Raw genomic sequence first — 16,919 nt, 5'->3', positions numbered from 1 at the left:
TAACTCGGAGTCCACTTTTCGTGACGTGGCACTCACCGCATTCCGTGTGCCGCTTCGACCGGCAAGGATAGGGAACCAGTACCACCCAGCAGCGTCTCGAACCCCAGGAGTGATCATGCAGGCCCAGACCCGCCGCGTCGCCGTCATCGGCGGCAACCGGATCCCGTTCGCCCGCTCCAACAGCGTCTATGCCACGGCGTCCAACCAGGACATGCTGACCGCGGCCATCGACGGGCTCGTCGAGCGCTACGGCCTCGAGGGCGAGCGTCTCGGAGAGGTCGTGGCCGGTGCCGTGCTCAAGCACGCGCGCGACTTCAACCTCACCCGGGAGTCCGTGCTGGGCTCCAAGCTCTCCGCCGAGACCCCGGCGACGGACATCCAGCAGGCCTGCGGCACGGGCCTGCAGGCCGCGATCCAGGTGGCCAACAAGATCGCCCTCGGGCAGATCGAGGTCGGCATCGCCGGAGGCTCCGACACCACTTCCGACGCGCCGATCGCAGTGGGGGAGAACCTCCGCAAGATCCTGCTCGAGCTCAACCGGGCCAAGGACCTCAAGGGCCGTCTGGCTGCACTCGCGAAGGTCCGTCCGGGCGACATCGTGCCGTCGATCCCGCAGAACGGCGAGCCGCGCACCGGTCTCTCCATGGGCGACCACGCGGCGCTGACCGCGCTGGAGTGGCAGATCGGTCGCGAGGAGCAGGACGAGCTCGCCGCCACCTCCCACCAGCGCCTCGCCGCGGCGTACGACGCGGGGTTCCTCGACGACCAGGTCACGCCGTTCCGCGGCCTGGAGCGCGACCAGAACCTGCGCCCCGACTCCTCGGTGGAGAAGCTGGGCAAGCTCAAGCCGGTCTTCGGCAAGGGCGAGGCCGCCACGATGACGGCCGGCAACTCCACCCCGCTCACCGACGGCGCCTCCGCCGTCCTGCTCGCCTCCGAGGAGTGGGCGAAGGAGCGGGGTCTGCCGGTGCTGGCCTACCTCACGGCCTACGAGACCGCGGCCGTCGACTACGTCCACGGGGGCGAGGGGCTGCTGATGGCGCCGGCCTACGCCATGGCGCGGATGCTGCAGCGCGAGGGTCTCTCGTTCGAGGACTTCGACTTCTTCGAGATCCACGAGGCCTTCGCCTCGCAGGTGCTCTCGACGCTCAAGGCGTGGGAGGACCCGGTCTTCTGCAAGGAGCGTCTGGGCCTCGACGCGCCGCTGGGCAGCATCGACCGCGCCAAGCTCAACGTCAACGGCTCCTCGCTGGCGGCCGGACACCCCTTCGCCGCCACCGGCGGGCGGATCGTCGCCAACCTGGCCAAGCTCCTCGCGGAGAAGGGCTCGGGGCGCGGCGTGATCTCGGTCTGCGCCGCCGGCGGCCAGGGCGTCGTCGCGATCCTCGAGCGCTGAGGCACACGGCCGCGGCTCGCAATTAGTCCGCCGGCCGCCAGCATCACCGGGCGGCCGGCGGGGTACTGGCTCCTCCATGAGCCGGGTGGGCGAGCTTTTCGATGGGCGTTACGAGCTCGAGGCCGAGGTCGGCTCGGGCGGGACCGGGTCGGTCCATCGCGCGCGCGACACCGTCCTGGGGCGTACGGTCGCGGTCAAGCTGCTGCGCGCGGGCGGAGGCGACGACGAGATGCAGCGGGCCCGCCTGCGGGCCGAGGCCCAGCTCGCGGGGGCCCTGCAGCACCCCGGCGTCGCGCAGATCTTCGACCTCGGCGAGGACTCCACCTCGGAGCCGTCGACGCCCTACATCGTCATGCAGTACGTCGAGGGGGTGGCCCTGTCCGACGTCCTGCGTCAGCGGCGAACGCTCCCACCGCACGAGGTGCTGGAGATCATCGAGCAGGTCGCCGGGGCGCTCGCCGCGGCCCACGCCTCGGGCATCATCCACCGCGACCTCAAGCCGGCCAACATGCTCTTCACTCCCGACCGCAGGGTCGTCCTGGTCGACTTCGGGATCGCCCGCTCGGAATCGGTCGACCCGATCACGCTCACGGGCACGATCGTGGGCACCGTCGACTACATCAGTCCCGAGCAGACGTCGGGGCAGCAGGCCACGACCCGGTCGGACCTCTACTCGCTGGGCGTCGTGGCCTACGAGTGCCTGACCGGACTGCGCCCCTTCCGGCGCGACTCCCAGGTGGCGACGGCGCTGGCACACATCAACGACGAGGTGCCACCGCTCGGTGAGGAGGTGCCTGCATCGTTGCGCGAGCTGGTGATGGCGCTGCTGGCCAAGGACCCGGCGGAGCGCCCCCGCGGTGCCGTCGTCGTCGCCGAGCTCGCCGCGGGGCTGCTGGGCCGAGAGCTCACCGAGCCGGTGGCCGACGAGGCGCCCATCGGCGGGCCGGACACGATGCGCGTGCTTCCCCTCGGGGACGCCGCCCTGGCCGACCACACGGGTGAGAGCGCGCCTGATGCGAGTGGGCAGGTCGCGCCTGGTCGGGAGCCCAGGCGGCGCCGGATGGTGCTGGCCACCGGCGTCGTCGCGGCCCTGCTGGCGCTGATCGGGGCGGTGGCCCTGGTCGGGGCGGGCAGCGCCTCTCGCGTCGTGCCCGACGTCACCGACATGACAGTGCAGGACGCCGCCCGGCAGCTCGAGGACAGCGAGCTCGACGTGACCCGCGAGGTCGTCGACGACCCGTTGGCCGCCGCAGGGATGGTGCTCCGGCAGAGCCCGGGGGCCGGGGACGAGGTGGACGAGGGCACCGTGGTCCGGCTCACGGTGGCCTCGGGCCGCGTCACGGTGCGGGCCGGCCAGGTGGTCGGCCTGCCCTACACGCGGGCGGTGAAGCGCCTCGAGAGGCTCAGCCTGGTGGCAGAGCGCCGGGAGGTCGTCTCCACGGAGCCCCCTGGTCGCGTGCTGTCGGCCGAGCCGACCGGGCATCTCCCGGTGGGCTCGACGGTGACGCTCACCGTCGCGGTCGCGGAGCCGGCCGTGAGCCCCGCGCGGCAGTCCAGCGAGCCGGGGGGAGCCGCGCCGCAGGCCCCGGCCACCGGTGGCTCGGCAGCGGGACGAGGCGGCGGGGGAGCGACGGCCGGTTCGGGCGGTGGCTCCGCGGGCCCGTCGGCGGGAGCCGGAGGGCCCGGCAACGGCAAGGGGCAGGGGCCCGGGCGCAACAAGGGCAAGGGGCAGGGGCGACGCTGAGCCGCTCGCGCCTCAGCCTCAGCCTCAGCCTCAGCCTCAGCCGGGGCGGGCGGCCAGGGCCAGCGCGGTGGCGACCAGGTAGTCGCGCACCTGCTCCGGCGAGATCGTGCCCAGCGTCGGGATGCCCGGAGCCGCCTCCTTGACGAGGATGCCCACGCGGGCGAGCTGCAACGAGCCGAGTCCGCTGGCATAGAGCGTGTTGGCCAGCAGCGTCGGGTCGGCGACCTTGAACTCGCCGGCGGCGACCCCGGCCTCGAGGACGGCGGTCAGCTCGGCCAGACAGCCGGAGATGCTTCGCCCCAGCCGGAACAGCGCGCTCTCGCTGATCTCGTCGAGCAGCTCGGGGCCCGAGCGCCGCATCAGTGTCTGGGCGCAGTCGACGAAGGCGGGGTGCGCCACGCCGTACTCCACGAAGGCCTCGACGATCGCCGTCAGCCGGTCGGCGGGCGCCTCGTGAGCCGCGGAGGCCGCGGCGAGCGCGGCGCGCAGCTCGTCGAGATAGCCCACCAGCGTGAGGGCGAAGAGCTCCTCCTTGCCGGTGAAGTGACGGTAGATGATCGCCCGGTTGACGCCCACCGAGCGAGCGATGTCCTCGATCTGGGCGTCGCGCACCCCGCGCTCGTCGAAGAGCGCACGCGTCGCGTCGAGGATCTCCTTCTCGCGGGCCTTGCGGCGGGTCGCGGCGGCGGAGCGTCGTCGGTCCGTCTCGGCGGCGGGAGGGGTGGGGGTGCTGCTCATGGATGGCATCCTAGGTCTCCTGCAACTCCGCGTGTCACAGGTGTGCGACGGGCGTGACGCAAATCGCGACGAACGGTCGCCCCCGGCACCGTCAGGCGAACGGCGAGTAGCAGGACAGCACGTTGCCGTAGGGATCGCGGAAGTCGAAGTAGCTCACCGCGCCGGGCACGTCCTCGACCGGGTCGGCGTCGACGCCGAGCTCCAGGAGACGCGCGTGCTCGGCCGCTGCGTCGGCGACGCCGAGGCGTACGACGACTTGGGCGCCGGTGCGCTCGACGGGTTCGACACCCAACTGGAGCCAGATCGGTCCGAGCTGGAACTCGACGACCCCCTCCGCGGGCTCCAGGTCCGGGGCGGCGACACCGAGGACGCGGCCGTACCACTGCACCGCCTCGTCCAGGTCGCCGACCGGCAGGCCCACGGTGACGCTCTCGATGTCCATGACGGGACTCTACGACCCGCCGAGCAGCCCGGCGACGGTGTCGATCGTGTCGGCGTCGGCGGCCGTCTTGTCGTCGCGGTAGCGAACGACGCGTGCGAACCGCAGCGCCACGCCGCCGGGGTAGCGGGTGGAGCGCTGCACCCCGTCGAGTGCGATCTCGACCACCTGCTCGGGGCGGACGTGCACGACGTAGCCGGTGTCGGAGGTCGCGAGCGCCGTGAACCGCTCGGTCTGCCAGGCCAGCATCTCGTCGGTCATCCCCTTGAACGTCTTGCCCACCATGACGAGCTCGCCGGTCGTCGCGTCCCGCGCCCCGAGGTGGATGTTGGACAGCCACCCCGAGCGCCGGCCGCTGCCGCGCTCGACCGCCAGCACGACCAGGTCGAGGGTGTGCACCGGCTTGACCTTGACCCAGGCGGCGCCCCGCCGCCCCGCGTCGTACGGCGCGTCGAGGCTCTTCACCACGACCCCCTCGTGGCCTCCGGCGAGCGCGGCCTCGAGGAAGGTCTGAGCCTCCGCCGCATCGTCGGTGACCAGGCGGGGAGTCCGGTGTGCCGCGGGGACCAGGGTCTCGAGGGCGGACGCACGCTCGTGGCCGGGCGCGTCCAGGAGGTCGCGTCCGTCGAGGTGCAGCACGTCGAAGAAGTACGGCGTGATGACCGCGCCGCTGCGGCTCGCGGTGCGCGAGGCCGTCTCCTGGAAGGGCCGGGGTCGCCCGTCGGGGCCGACGGCGAGCGCCTCCCCGTCGAGGACGAGCCGGTGCGCGGGCAGGGCCCGGACCACGTCGACAACCTCGGGAAGCCGGGCGGTGATGTCCTCCAGGGTCCGGGTGGCGATGCGGATGTCGTCGCCGTCGCGGTGGACCTGGATCCGGATGCCGTCGAGCTTGGTCTCCACGGCCACGCGGGGCTCCTCGCCCGCGCCGGCGGCCTTGATCAGGGCAGCGACGAGGTCGGGCGCGCTGGAGGCGAGCATCGGGTGGACGGGGCGGCCGACCTCGAGGCCGAAGGCGGCCAGGGCGCCCCCGGTCAGTGCAGCGACGGCCACCGGCGTCGTCGCGCCGGCGAGCATCACCGCCCGACGCACGACGGCCACCGGCACACCGGCGGCGGCCGCGACCGCCTCCTGGACGAGCGCGTCGAGGGCGCCCTGACGGACCTCCCCGGTGACCACCCCACGCAGCCACACCTGCTCGGCCGCCGTCGCGCGGGTGAAGAGCCGCGTCACCGCCTCCGCACGCAGCGCCTGGGAGCCCGGGCCGGCCAGCGCCGCGATCGTCTCGAAGTCGTCGTGGACCTCGCCCACCGTCAGCGTCGGCTCCGCGGCGGGCTCGGGCAGCTCGGTCAGGCTGCGCCAGCCCAGGCCGGTGCGCCGCTGGCGCAGGGACCCGGAGAGGTAGGACGTGACGGTCTCGATCTCGTCGGGACCCGCGGTGCGCAGCGCCTCGGCCAGCGCCGCCACCTTGGCCTTGCGCGAGCGGGTGGCCGCGACCGCACCCGAGGCGAGGACGACGTCGTGGAGCAGCATCTCCCCATCATGCCGGGGGCGCCGAGGAGCAGGGGTCAGGCGCGGTGCGTGGCGAACGGGCGGACCCAGGACAGGTGTCCCTCGTCCAGTGCTGCGTGCGCGTCGCAGCTCTCGGCCGCCTCGAGGTCGTTGGTGGCGAAGAGCACCGTGGCGCCGCGGTCGGCCTCGCGGCGCAGCAGATCGAGCACCAAGGTGCGGTTGACCGGGTCGAGCTCGCTGGTGACCTCGTCGGCGAGCAGCACCCGGGCGCGCTGCGCGAGACCGCGCGCGATCGCCACCCGCTGTTGCTGGCCGCCGGACAGCTCCTCGACGAGGTGGTTGCCGCTCTCCGCCATCCCCACCGCTGCCAGTGCGTCCTGGGCGCGCTCGCGCAGGAGGCTCCCGCGCTTGCTGCGGCCTCCGCGTCCTGAGTCGGGGGCCGGCAGCGGGACGAGCACGTTCTCCAGCGCGGTCAGGATCCGGGCCAGGCCGTTGCCCTGCGGCACGAGCACCACCCCGGCGTCCAGGGAGGCGTGGTGGTCGGGCAGGGCGAGCCCGTCGAGGGCGACCTCGCCGGCAGCGGGACGCACCGCCCCGGCGACCGCCCACAGCAGCGAGGTCTTCCCGGCGCCGGACGGGCCGGTGACGGCCAGCAGGGAGCCGGCCGGGACGACCAGGGAGGTGGCGTGGACGGCGACCACGTCGTCGTAGCGCACCTCGACGCCGCGCAGCTCCAGACTCATCGCTCGTCCTCCTCGACGCGGGTCAGCATCAGACCGTCGGGGGTCTCGGTGACCCGCAGCAGTGTGCCGGGCGGCACCGACTCGAGGACGTCGGGTGGCAGCGGCAGCGACCCGTCGGCGGTGACGACGGCGAACTCCTCGCCCGCGCGCCCCTCCGCGCCGATCCGGCCGGCCCGGATCGTGACCGTGCGCGGCAGCCGGGCCGCGACCACCGGGTCGTGGGTCACGAGCAGCACGGTGGTGCCGAGCTCCTGGTTGATGCGGGCGAGCGCAGCCAGCACCCGGTCGCGCGCCGCATGGTCGAGCTGGCTGGTGGGCTCGTCGGCCAGGACCAGCCCCGGCCGATGGGCGATCGCCGTGGCCAGCGCCAGCAGCTGGAGCTGGCCCGGGGTGAGGGAGGGCAGCCGCCGGTCCCCGTCGACCTCGAGCCCGACCATCCCCAGGGCGTCCGTGGGGTCGAGGAGGTCGGCGGCGCTGCGCCCGGCCCGGCGCGCCGCGGTCTGGGCGTGGCGGACGTTCTCGGCGCAGCTCAGATAGGGCACCAGGTTGGTCCCCGCCCCCTGCAGCACGATGCCGAGCCGGGTGGCGCGCAGCTCGTCGAGCTCGGCGGGGCTCATCGTCGCCAGGTTGTGGCCGCCGACCAGCAGCCTCCCGGCGCTGGGGCGCAGCAGTCCGGCGCACACCTGCAGCAGGGTCGACTTGCCCGACCCCGACGGTCCGAGCAGGCCCACGGTCTCCCCGGGGGCGATGGACAGGCTGACGCCGGACAGTGCCGCCACGTCGTGACCCTCGGTGCGATAGATCTGCACCAGCCCGACGGTGACGATGCCCAATCCCCGGGGGCCCAACCCCTGGGGGCCCGATCCCTGCTGCTTGCTCACGGCGCCGCCTCCCGGACCCGCTCGAGGGTGCTGCGCCCGACCAGCCACCGCCCGCCCGCGACGGCCGTCGCGGCGAGCGCCCCCAGCAGCAGGGCCAGCACCACGAGGAGCACCCCGGGAGCCAACGACAGGTCCGTCGGGATCGCCGACTCGGGGGTGGTGAAGAGCGGCGTGCGCTCGATCGCGAGGAGGAAGCCCACCCCGCCGCACAGGGCGCCCACCAGCACCGTGCTCGCCACCAGGACGAGGTGGGACCCGTGGGTGGCACGCAGCAGCACCTCACGACGTACCCCCACCATCCGCAGGGCGGCGAGGTCCCGGGTGCGCTGGCGCCAGCCGGAGGCGACCGCCAGCACCAGTCCGAGTACGGCGAGCAGCGCCGCCAGCGTCGCGGCGACCGGATGGACGCGGGCCGTCAGCGACTCGGCGGAGTCGGCGTAGCGCTCGGTGCGGTCGGCGAGCGTCTCCACCTCGGTGACCTCGATGCCCGCGTCGGCGAGCGCGCGGTCGAGCACAGTGCGGGCGGAGCCGGTGGCGGAGTACCACACCTGCACCTCGGTGCTGCCCCGCGTGAGGGTCTCTCCTCGCCGCAGGAGCAGCTCGAGGTCGGCGACGCCGACGTTGCGAAGCACCCGGGGCACGGCCGCCTCGGTGGTGGCGACGATGGTGAGGGGCACCGGCTCGCCCGCGGGCGTGGACACCGTGGCGCCGGCGTACTCGGCGCTGGGGGCGTGCTCCTCGGCCAGCAGCACGGGCAGGCTGACGGGCAGGAGGGCGTGCTGGACGGCGATCTCGGAGCCGCCGGTGTCGAAGTCCGCGCTCCACGTCCCTGCGCCGAAGGTGGAGGCGGTGCCGTCCGCGGCGGCTGCGGTGGGCTCCCAGTGCTCTGCTGCGCCCAGCTCCACCGGCTCCGGCTGCCCGGCCGTGCCGGACGCGAGGTCGGTGAGCTCGACGCGCCCGGCGGCCGGGCCGTCGGGGTCGAGCCCGAGCCGCAGCAGCCGGCACCCGTCCCCGCAGCGGATGCGGGTGCGGAGGGTGACCGCGCGGGCGGCGACCAGATCCGTGGTGCCGAGCCGGGCGACGAGGCGGTCACCGCCGGCGGTGAGGTAGTCGGCGGTGACCTCGAGGAGGGCGGCGCTGGTGCCGACGTCGCTCGTGGTCAGCCGGTGCGGCTGCACCGTCACCGAGAGCGTGTCCCCCTGGAGGGGGACGGGCTCCACCGACGGCGCGCCGATCGACCCCCAGCCCCGGGCGTCGGTGGCCTCGCCTGCCCCGAACGCGATCCGGGGGAAGGCATCGGGCTCGACGTACATGGCGCCCAGTGCCGTGGGGTCGGTGCGCCGGGTGACGACCACCGCGGTGGCGAGCTCGCGATCGGGGTCCACCTCGTCGAGGGCCCGGACCAGTGCCGAGGGGGCGGCGGTCGTGCTGGCGACCGCCGCGGCGCCCGCCTCGACCTCGGCGCGGTGCTGGCGGTTGCGCTCGCCGACGCTCGCCATCTGCGCGCTGAACACCGCGAACGCCGAGGCCAGGCACAGCACCGTCACCAGGACCCGGAGACCCCGGCTGAGGGCGAGCAGCACCGATCCCAGCGCGGTGGTGGTGCGTCCCCGCTCGAGTGCGCGGCGTGACGACCGGGCGGCGAGCGTGGTCAGGGCGCGGACCAGCAGCACGCTGGCGCCCACGGCCAGCAGCGAGGGGGCGAGCAGCACCAGAGCCGAGTCGTCGGGGGACTGCAGCCCGACCAGCAGGCCGGCCGCGGCCAGGGTCACCAGGGCGGTGTCGAGCAGGACCCGCGAGGAGGTGGGTGCGCTGGCACGGGGGCCGGTGGAGCGGAGCAGTGCGGACACCGGCTCCTGCACCACAGGCCCGGCCATCAGGGCCATCAGCGCGACGGCCGCGACCGCCGTGGCGGCAAGCGCTGCCGCCGCGGACCAGGGGGGCGCGAGGGCGGGGGAGCCCGGCAGCCAGGCGGCTCGGACGCCCACGACGCCCAGCGTGCCGAGCAGTCCGCCGACGGCGGTGCCGGCGGCGACGACCACGGCCCACTCCCCGGTCAGCCCGCGGCGGAGCCGGCGCGCCGCCTGCCCGCGCAGTCGCCCCAGTCCGATCTCGGGGCGGCGCTGGGCCAGCGCGAGGCTGACCAGCATGGCCAGCACCACGAGCGCCAGCACGCCGAGCTGGGCGAGCACCAGCGTCATCGTGGTCGAGGACACCTCGCGGGAGCGACCCAGACGCTCGAAGGTGGCATCCATGTCGGTGGCCACGTCGACCTGGGCGGCCGCGGCCGAGGTGCGCAGAGCGGCGAGATCCTCGCGCAGCAGCGCGACGTCGTCGGTGTCGACGCCGCCGGGGACCACACGGACCTCGAGCTGGTCGTTGAAGGGACGCTGCGTGCCGGTCTCGAAGGCCTCGCGCGCCACCACGAACAGGTCCGAGGTGGGGAAGTCGAGGTCACGCCAGCCGGAGCGCTCCGTGGGGATGACGCCGAACCAGTACGGCGCGCCCGGCTCGGGCACGTCGTACACGCCGACGATCTCGAAGATGACCGCCTCGGTGAGCGAGCCGGTCTCGCCGACGAGGTCGCCGACACCGACGTCGTAGCGCTCGGCGTCGAAGGCGGAGACCGCGACCTCGACGCGTGTGCTGTCCTCGGGGGTCGCGGCCGAGCTCTCGGGACAGCGCCCGGCGGTGAGACGGATGTGGTCGCAGATGCCCTCGCGCCAGGTCAGTCCGCCCTCCACCGGCTGGGTCGTGCCCTCATCGACCCACTTCACGCTCGTGTGCCGGCTCGCGACCGGTGCCTCGAAGAGGTGGCTAGACGTCGCGGGGAGCAGCTGCGCCAGGTCGGGGACCGTCGCGCTGGCCAGCCGGACGGTCGTGCCGGGCTCGTCGAGGGCGAACGCCTGCGTGGTCACGGTGCGGTCGACCAGCTGGGTGTACCAGGGGCCGAACACGGCCGCTGCGGCCAGCAGCGCCGTGAGGACGAACGCGACCAGGGTCTGGCCCTTGCGGTGGGCGAGTGAGGCCATCCAGCGAGGGGCGCGCCTGCCCTCGCGCCGCCTGCTCGTCACCGGGTCAGTGTAGGGACGGCGAGGGCCGGTGGTGGAGGGGTTGCGCTCACGTGACCTGGGTCTCATAGTTGGACACGTGTCCAGTCACCTGTCCAGCGCGCCGCGTCAGGGCCTCAACGCCCGGCAGACCGAGACGGTCGAGAAGCTCCTGTCGGCCGCTGACGAGGAGCTGCGCGTCGTCGGCCACGAGGCCCTGACGATCCGCACCACCGCGCAGCGGGCCGGGGTCTCGCCGGCGACCGCCTACACCTACTTCGGCTCCAAGAGCCACCTCTTCGCCGAGCTCTTCTGGCGGCGGCTGGTGACCGAGCCGGTCCCAGGGCCAGCGGGCGAGGCCGTGGTGGCCCGACTCAAGCAGGTCACCCGCGGCATGGCCGCCTTCCTCTCCGGAGCCCCGGAGCTGGCCGCCGCGGTCACCCCGGCCCTGCTCGGCAGCGACCCGGACGTCGGGCGGCTGCGGCTGCGGATCGGTGAGGAGTTCGTGCGCCGCTTCCGCGTGGCGATCGGCGACCCCGCCGACCCGCGGGTGCTGGAGGCGCTGTCGCTGGCCTTCTCCGGCGCCATGCTCCAGGCCGGGATGGGGCTGATGACCTACGCCGACATGGGCGAGCGACTGGACAGCGTCGTCGACGTGATCATGGAAGGACACGCGTGAGCACCACCGTTGATAGCCCGCAGATCGAGTTCGACCCCTACGACTACGCGTTCCAGGAGGACCCCTACCCGGTCTACGCCCGGCTGCGCGACGAGGACCCGCTGCACCACAACACCCGACACGACTTCTGGGTGCTCTCGCGGCACGCGGACATCCAGCACGCGGTCCGCACCGAGGGCGTCTACTCCAACGCGATGGGTGTCTCCCTCGACGCCAGCGCCTGGGGCCCGCACGCCCACCGGGTGATGTCGTTCCTCGCGATGGATCCGCCCCGGCAGACGCGGCTGCGCTCGCTGGTCTCCAAGGGGTTCACGCCGCGCCGGGTGCGCGAGCTCGAGCCAAGCATCCAGGCGATCGCCGACCGCTACCTCGACCGAGCTCTAGATGGGGCCCTCGAGGACTCCTCGTTCGACTGGATCGCGGACTTCGCCGGCAAGCTCCCGATGGACGTCATCTCCGAGATGATGGGCGTCCCCGAGCCCGACCGCGACGAGATCCGCCGGCTCGCCGACCTCGTCGTGCACCGCGAGGAGGGTGTGTACGACGTGCCTCAGGCCGGCATGGACGCCTCGCTGGTGCTCGTCGGCTACTACGCCGAGATGCTGGCCGAGCGCCGCCGGACGCCCACCGACGACCTCACCAGTGCGCTGCTCGCCGCCGAGATCGACGGCGACCGGCTCACCGACGAGGAGATCATCGCGTTCCTCTTCCTGATGGTCGTCGCGGGCAACGAGACCACCACCAAGCTGCTCGGCAACGCACTGGCCCACCTGAGCAGCCACCGTGACCAGCACGACGCGGTCTTCGCGCACGGCGCGGACCTGGTCGACCCGTGGATCGAGGAGACGCTGCGCTTCGACACCTCCAGCCAGATGGTGGCCCGCCACCTCCTCGAGGACGTCGAGCTGCACGGACGGGTCGCGCCGAAGGGCGCCAAGCTGCTGCTGGCACTCGGCTCGGCCAACCGCGACGACCGCGTCTTCAGCCGGGCCGACGAGTTCGACATCCACCGCGACAAGGCCGAGGTCGCCCAGCTGCTGAGCTTCGGCGGCGGGCGGCACTTCTGCCTGGGCGCCAACCTGGCCCGGCTCGAGGCCCAGGTGGCCCTGCGCGAGCTGGTCCGTCGCGTGTCCTCGGTCGAGGTCGACCACGCCCGGTCCGTGCGGGTGCACTCCACCAACGTCCGCGGCTTCGCGGCGATGCCGGTGACCGTGGAGGTGCGGCGATGAGCAGACCCGACAAGTACGCCCGCCCCGAGCGTCGTCCCGCCGTCGTCACCGGCGCCTCCTCGGGCATCGGCGCGGCCACCGCCGTCGCGCTGGCCCGGGCCGGCCACCCGGTGGCCCTGGGCGCTCGTCGTACCGACAGGTGCGAGGAGCTCGCCGCGAGCATCCGCGCCGACGGGGGACAGGCGGTCGTCGCCCGGCTCGACCTCACCGACTCCGACTCGGTGACCGACTTCGCCAAGCGCGTGGGTGAGGAGCTCGGCGACATCGAGACCGTGGTCTCCAACGCGGGCGCGGTCGCGCCGGGCACCGTGCACGAGGTCGACTCCGAGCGCTTCGCCCGCGAGCTCGACCTCAACATCGTCGGCGCCCACCGGCTGGTGCGGGCCTTCGTGCCCGGCATGGTCGAGCGGCGCCGCGGGGACGTCGTCTTCGTCTCCTCCGACGTCGCCGTGCGGGCCCGGCCGTTCATGGCCGCCTACACCGCGAGCAAGTGGGGTCTCGAGGGGATGGCCACCGCGATGCAGATGGAGCTCGAGGGCACCGGCGTGCGCGCCTCGATCGTGCGCCCGGGCCCGACCTGGAGCGAGATGGGCAGCGACTGGGACGAGGAGCTGACGGGTCACGTCCTCGAGCAGTGGGTGCGCTTCGGCCTCGCCCGGCACGGCCACTTCATGAAGCCCCAGGCGATCGCCGACGCGATCGCCACCATCGTCGCCGCCCCCCGCGGCGTGCACCTGAACCTCATCGAAGTCTCGCCCGAAGCTCCTGTGGAGGACCGCTCATGACCGACCTCTCGACCAACCCCGAAGCGGGCCCAGCACCTGGTCTCGGGGCCATCCCCGAGGTGTCGTACGCCGTCCCCGACGACGGCTACGGGCACCTCGCCGAGCTGCGCACCGACCCGATCGGGCTGCTCTACCGCATCCGCGAGGAGTGCGGCGACATCGGCCGGTTCCGGCTGGCCGAGCGCGACGTGGTGATGGTGTCGGGGGCCGAGCCCAACGAGGCGTTCTTCCGGGCGCCGGACTCCACGCTCGACCAGGCGGCGGCCTACCCGTTCATGACGCCGATCTTCGGCAAGGGCGTGGTCTTCGACGCCAGCCCCGAGGAGCGTCAGCAGATGCTGAAGAACCAGGCGCTGCGCGGCGACATGATGCGCGGCCACGCCGCCACGATCGAGAACGAGATCCGCCGGATGGTCGCCTCGTGGGGCGACGAGGGCGAGATCGACCTGCTCGACTGGTTCGCCGAGCTGACGATCTACACCACCTCCGCGTGCCTGATCGGCAAGCCCTTCCGTGAGGAGCTCGACTCCTCCTTCGCCGAGCACTACCACCACCTGGAGAAGGGCACCGACGCGATGGCCTACGTCGACGCCTACGCCGACCTCGACTCGTTCCGCGAACGCGACGCCGCGCGGATCAAGCTGGTCGAGCTGGTCCAGGCGATCATCGACAAGCGGCTGGCGCGCGGCAAGGTCGCCCGCGAGGACCGCGACCTGCTCGACGTGCTGATCTCGATCCGGGGCGAGGACGGCACGCCGACCTACAGCGCCGACGTCATCACCGGCATGTTCATCTCGATGATGTTCGCGGGCCACCACACCTCGTCGGGCACCGCCGCGTGGGCGCTGATCGAGCTGATGCGCCACCCCGAGGCGATGCAGGAGGTGGTCACCGAGCTCGACGACCTCTACGCCGACGGCTCCGAGGTCTCCTTCCAGGCGCTGCGCTCGATCCCGCGCCTGGAGGCGGTGCTCAAGGAGACCCTGCGCCTGCACCCGCCGCTGATCGTGCTGCTGCGCATCGTGCAGGAGGAGTTCGAGATCGGCGGCCACGTGCTGCCGCCGGGCACGATGATCGGCGCCAGCCCCAAGGTGTCCAACCGGATCCCCGAGGACTTCCCGGAGCCGGAGTCCTTCGACCCCGGCCGCTACATCGACCCGCGTCAGGAGGACCTGGTCAACCGGTGGACCTGGATCCCGTTCGGCGCCGGCAAGCACCGCTGCGTCGGGTCGGCGTTCGCGATGATGCAGCTCAAGGCGATCTTCTCGGTGATCCTGCGCGACTACGAGTTCGAGATGGCCCAGCCGTCGGAGTCCTACCGCGACGACGTCTCCAAGATGGTGATCCAGCTCCAGCAGCCCTGCCGGGTGACCTACCGCCGGCGCGCGGGACGCTGAGGGCCGCCCGGTGTTGGTCAAGGCCGATCTCGGCCTCTGCCAGGCCCACCAGATGTGCCAGGGCGAGGCCCCGGACGTCTTCGGCTTCGACGAGGCCGCCGACGTCGTGACCGTGCTCCAGGAGCACCCCGACGAGTCCCAGCGCCCGGCCGTCCAGGCCGCGGTGAAGTACTGCCCCGCGATGGCGCTCGCCGTCGTCGACGACTGAGGAGAGACATGACGCAGAGCAACGGTTCCTTCACCCGCGCGGAGCTCGAGGAGTTCTGGGGACGCTGGCAGGAGGCCAACCGCGAGGCGGAGCGGGCCAAGGACTGGGGCCCGCTCGCCGACTACTACGCCGAGGACGCGACGTACGGCTGGATGTACACCCCCGACGAGCACTTCATGGCGGTCGGGCGCGAGCAGATCCGCGCGTGGGCGCTGGGCACCGAGATGGCCGGCCTCGACGGCTGGCACTACGACTACATGGCCAACGTGATGGACGAGGTCAACGGCATGGTCGTCGGCTTCTGGAAGCAGAAGGCCGGCATCCTCGACGACTCCGGCAAGGAGTACGAGATCATGGGGATCGGCGGCAGCTGGTTCGGCATCGGCCGCGGCGAGGACGGGCTGCACCTGGCCTGGCAGCGTGACTGGTTCGACCTCGGCTCCACGGCCCACACGTTCCTCTCGCTCGCGGGCTCCGGGAAGGCGCCGCAGGGGCTGCTCGACCGGATGCACCTCAACGGCAAGGAGCAGCCGGGGCACTACCCGCTCGCCGACCTGCCCTCCACGGTCTGGCCGCCGCCCGTCGAGGCGGGGCAGTTCGTCACCCAGGACCAGGCCTGATGGGCGACCACGACGGCTCTCCGGCCGCGCTGGCGGCGCCGCCCGCCCAGCAGCTGGTCGACGGCAAGCTGGTGCCGGCCTCGGACGGCGCGACGTACCCGATCCTGAACCCGGCGACGGGCGAGGTCATCGGCCACGCGCCGGACGGCACCGCCGAGGACGTCGACGCGGCCATCGCCGCCGCCCGCCGGGCCTTCGACGAGACGACCTGGTCGACCGACGTGGAGCTGCGGGTGCGGTGCCTGCGCCAGCTGCACGCCGCGCTGTTGGACGACGCCGAGGCGTTCCGGGCGCTGACCACCGCCGAGGTGGGGATGCCCGGCTTCATGATGGGCGCGGCCGGCTTCGACGTCCCCGTCGAGGGGCTGAAGTGGGTCACCGACCTCGCCGAGACCTATGCCTGGGAGACCGACCTCGGCGTCGCCGCGCCGATGGGCATCCGCTCGCGCCGCACCGTACGGCGTGAGGCGGTCGGCGTGGTCGCCGCGATCTCGCCGTGGAACGTCCCGACCCAGATCAACCTCGCCAAGGTCGGCCCGGCGCTGGCCGCAGGCTGCACCGTCGTGCTCAAGCCGGCGCCCGACACTCCGTGGGTGGCCGCCGAGCTGGGGCGACTGGTGGCCGAGCACACCGACATCCCCGCGGGCGTCTTCAACGTGGTCACGCCGAGCTCCAACGAGGTCGCCTCGGTGCTGGCCACCGACCCGCGCGTCGACATGGTCTCGTTCACCGGCTCCACCGCGACCGGTCGCGCGATCATGGCCGCAGCCGCGCCCACGCTGAAGCGCGTCTTCCTCGAGCTCGGTGGCAAGTCGGCCGCGATCGCGCTCGACGACGCCGACGTCGCCGCGGTCGCCGGCGCCACCGCTTTCACCGCCTGCATCCACGCCGGCCAGGGGTGTGCGATCACCACCCGGCTGGTCGTCCCGCGCGACCGCTATGACGAGGCGGTCCAGGTCGCCGCCGACACGATGGCCTCGATCGGGGTCAAGGACCCGGCCGACCCGGGTGCGATCTGCGGCCCGGTGATCTCCGAGGTCCAGCGCGACCGCGTCGCGTCGTACCTGCGGCTGGCGCAGGAGGAGGGCGGCACCTTCGCCACCGGCGGGCAGGTCCTGGACCGGCCCGGCTTCTGGGTCGAGCCCACGGTCGTGGCCGGCCTCGACAACACCTCGCGGCTCGCGCAGGAGGAGATCTTCGGGCCGGTGCTCGTGGTGATCCCCCACGACGGGGACGACGACGCCGTCCGGATCGCCAACGAGTCGGACTACGGGCTGTCGGGGTCGGTCGACTCCGGCTCGCTGGAGCGGGCGATGGCGGTCGCCGCCCGGATCCGCACCGGCACCCTCGCGGTCAACGGGGGTGTCTGGTTCAGCCCCGACGCGCCGTTCGGCGGCTACAAGCAGTCCGGGCTGGGCCGCGAGATGGGGGTGGCGGGGCTCGAGGAGTACCTCGAGACCAAGACCATCGCTGCGCCCGCCTGAGCACCCTTCTTGGCCCC

General features: G+C 73.2%; 15 protein-coding genes. 9 read left to right on the top strand and 6 right to left on the bottom strand.

Going from position 1 to position 16,919, the window contains the following annotated elements:
* The first annotated feature begins 115 nt into the window (after positions 1-115).
* Together ACYU7L_RS18495 and ACYU7L_RS18490 are read left to right on the top strand one after the other, a co-directional pair.
* Positions 116-1,396 carry an acetyl-CoA C-acetyltransferase gene (locus ACYU7L_RS18495; RefSeq protein ID WP_460799784.1) on the top strand — a complete coding sequence of 427 codons (1,281 nt, stop codon included), beginning with the start codon at positions 116-118 and terminating at the stop codon, positions 1,394-1,396.
* An 85-nt stretch (positions 1,397-1,481) separates the two neighbouring features.
* Complete coding sequence (locus tag ACYU7L_RS18490; RefSeq protein ID WP_460799782.1) at positions 1,482-3,140, top strand: protein kinase domain-containing protein; 1,659 nt, start codon at positions 1,482-1,484, stop codon at positions 3,138-3,140.
* Between the two features lie 36 nt (positions 3,141-3,176).
* On the opposite strand, the gene ACYU7L_RS18485 is transcribed toward ACYU7L_RS18490, so the two are convergent.
* The 6 genes from ACYU7L_RS18485 to ACYU7L_RS18460 form a co-directional block, all read right to left on the bottom strand.
* Positions 3,177-3,878 (bottom strand): TetR/AcrR family transcriptional regulator, encoded by a 702-nt coding sequence (locus ACYU7L_RS18485; protein WP_460799779.1) that lies wholly within the window; start codon positions 3,876-3,878, stop codon positions 3,177-3,179.
* 91 nt (positions 3,879-3,969) lie between these two features.
* Complete coding sequence (locus tag ACYU7L_RS18480; protein WP_460799777.1) at positions 3,970-4,320, bottom strand: VOC family protein; 351 nt, start codon at positions 4,318-4,320, stop codon at positions 3,970-3,972.
* A gap of 9 nt (positions 4,321-4,329) precedes the next feature.
* Complete coding sequence (locus ACYU7L_RS18475; protein ID WP_460799775.1) at positions 4,330-5,847, bottom strand: ATP-dependent DNA ligase; 1,518 nt, start codon at positions 5,845-5,847, stop codon at positions 4,330-4,332.
* Positions 5,848-5,882: 35 nt separating this feature from the next.
* Positions 5,883-6,569, bottom strand: coding sequence for an ABC transporter ATP-binding protein (locus ACYU7L_RS18470; RefSeq protein WP_460799773.1), 687 nt, complete (start codon positions 6,567-6,569; stop codon positions 5,883-5,885).
* Positions 6,566-7,450, bottom strand: a complete 885-nt coding sequence (locus tag ACYU7L_RS18465) for an ABC transporter ATP-binding protein (RefSeq protein ID WP_460799771.1) — start codon at positions 7,448-7,450, stop codon at positions 6,566-6,568. Before ACYU7L_RS18465 ends, ACYU7L_RS18470 begins: the two co-directional genes overlap by 4 nt.
* Positions 7,447-10,524 (bottom strand): FtsX-like permease family protein, encoded by a 3,078-nt coding sequence (locus ACYU7L_RS18460; RefSeq protein WP_460799769.1) that lies wholly within the window; start codon positions 10,522-10,524, stop codon positions 7,447-7,449. The genes ACYU7L_RS18465 and ACYU7L_RS18460 overlap by 4 nt, the downstream gene beginning before the upstream one ends.
* A 76-nt stretch (positions 10,525-10,600) precedes the next feature.
* Here ACYU7L_RS18460 and ACYU7L_RS18455 point away from each other — a divergent pair, with 76 nt between their 5' ends.
* Genes ACYU7L_RS18455 through ACYU7L_RS18425 form a run of 7 tightly spaced genes read left to right on the top strand, consistent with a single transcriptional unit; the run spans position 10,601 to position 16,902 of the window.
* Complete coding sequence (locus ACYU7L_RS18455) at positions 10,601-11,179, top strand: TetR/AcrR family transcriptional regulator (RefSeq protein WP_460799766.1); 579 nt, start codon at positions 10,601-10,603, stop codon at positions 11,177-11,179.
* Positions 11,176-12,408 carry a cytochrome P450 gene (locus ACYU7L_RS18450; protein WP_460799763.1) on the top strand — a complete coding sequence of 411 codons (1,233 nt, stop codon included), beginning with the start codon at positions 11,176-11,178 and terminating at the stop codon, positions 12,406-12,408. The genes ACYU7L_RS18455 and ACYU7L_RS18450 overlap by 4 nt, the downstream gene beginning before the upstream one ends.
* Positions 12,405-13,193, top strand: coding sequence for an SDR family oxidoreductase (locus ACYU7L_RS18445; protein WP_460799760.1), 789 nt, complete (start codon positions 12,405-12,407; stop codon positions 13,191-13,193). The genes ACYU7L_RS18450 and ACYU7L_RS18445 overlap by 4 nt, the downstream gene beginning before the upstream one ends.
* Positions 13,190-14,590, top strand: coding sequence for a cytochrome P450 (locus ACYU7L_RS18440; protein WP_460799758.1), 1,401 nt, complete (start codon positions 13,190-13,192; stop codon positions 14,588-14,590). Before ACYU7L_RS18445 ends, ACYU7L_RS18440 begins: the two co-directional genes overlap by 4 nt.
* Before the next feature lie 10 nt (positions 14,591-14,600).
* Entirely contained in the window at positions 14,601-14,798 is a 198-nt protein-coding gene (locus tag ACYU7L_RS18435; RefSeq protein WP_460799756.1) for a ferredoxin, read from the top strand.
* 8 nt (positions 14,799-14,806) lie between these two features.
* Positions 14,807-15,418: a hypothetical protein gene (locus ACYU7L_RS18430; RefSeq protein WP_460799754.1), complete on the top strand. Its 612-nt coding sequence runs from the start codon at positions 14,807-14,809 to the stop codon at positions 15,416-15,418.
* On the top strand, positions 15,418-16,902 hold the full coding sequence (locus ACYU7L_RS18425; RefSeq protein WP_460799752.1) for an aldehyde dehydrogenase: 1,485 nt from the start codon (positions 15,418-15,420) through the stop codon (positions 16,900-16,902). Before ACYU7L_RS18430 ends, ACYU7L_RS18425 begins: the two co-directional genes overlap by 1 nt.
* The last annotated feature ends 17 nt before the right edge of the window (positions 16,903-16,919 follow it).

The organism is Nocardioides pacificus, from assembly GCF_054775955.1.
The sequence above is the reverse complement of the archived record's forward strand: the minus strand, read 5'-3'. Positions and strand labels throughout refer to the sequence as shown.

What these genes read in the sequence shown, in the direction of transcription:
- ACYU7L_RS18495 (WP_460799784.1), top strand. Translation starts at nt 116, where the DNA reads ATGCAGGCCCAGACCCGCCGCGTCGCCGTCATCGGCGGCAACCGGATC.
- ACYU7L_RS18485 (WP_460799779.1), bottom strand. Translation starts at nt 3,878, where the DNA reads ATGAGCAGCACCCCCACCCCTCCCGCCGCCGAGACGGACCGACGACGC.
- ACYU7L_RS18480 (WP_460799777.1), bottom strand. Translation starts at nt 4,320, where the DNA reads ATGGACATCGAGAGCGTCACCGTGGGCCTGCCGGTCGGCGACCTGGAC.
- ACYU7L_RS18475 (WP_460799775.1), bottom strand. Translation starts at nt 5,847, where the DNA reads ATGCTGCTCCACGACGTCGTCCTCGCCTCGGGTGCGGTCGCGGCCACC.
- ACYU7L_RS18470 (WP_460799773.1), bottom strand. Translation starts at nt 6,569, where the DNA reads ATGAGTCTGGAGCTGCGCGGCGTCGAGGTGCGCTACGACGACGTGGTC.
- ACYU7L_RS18445 (WP_460799760.1), top strand. Translation starts at nt 12,405, where the DNA reads ATGAGCAGACCCGACAAGTACGCCCGCCCCGAGCGTCGTCCCGCCGTC.
- ACYU7L_RS18440 (WP_460799758.1), top strand. Translation starts at nt 13,190, where the DNA reads ATGACCGACCTCTCGACCAACCCCGAAGCGGGCCCAGCACCTGGTCTC.
- ACYU7L_RS18430 (WP_460799754.1), top strand. Translation starts at nt 14,807, where the DNA reads ATGACGCAGAGCAACGGTTCCTTCACCCGCGCGGAGCTCGAGGAGTTC.
- ACYU7L_RS18425 (WP_460799752.1), top strand. Translation starts at nt 15,418, where the DNA reads ATGGGCGACCACGACGGCTCTCCGGCCGCGCTGGCGGCGCCGCCCGCC.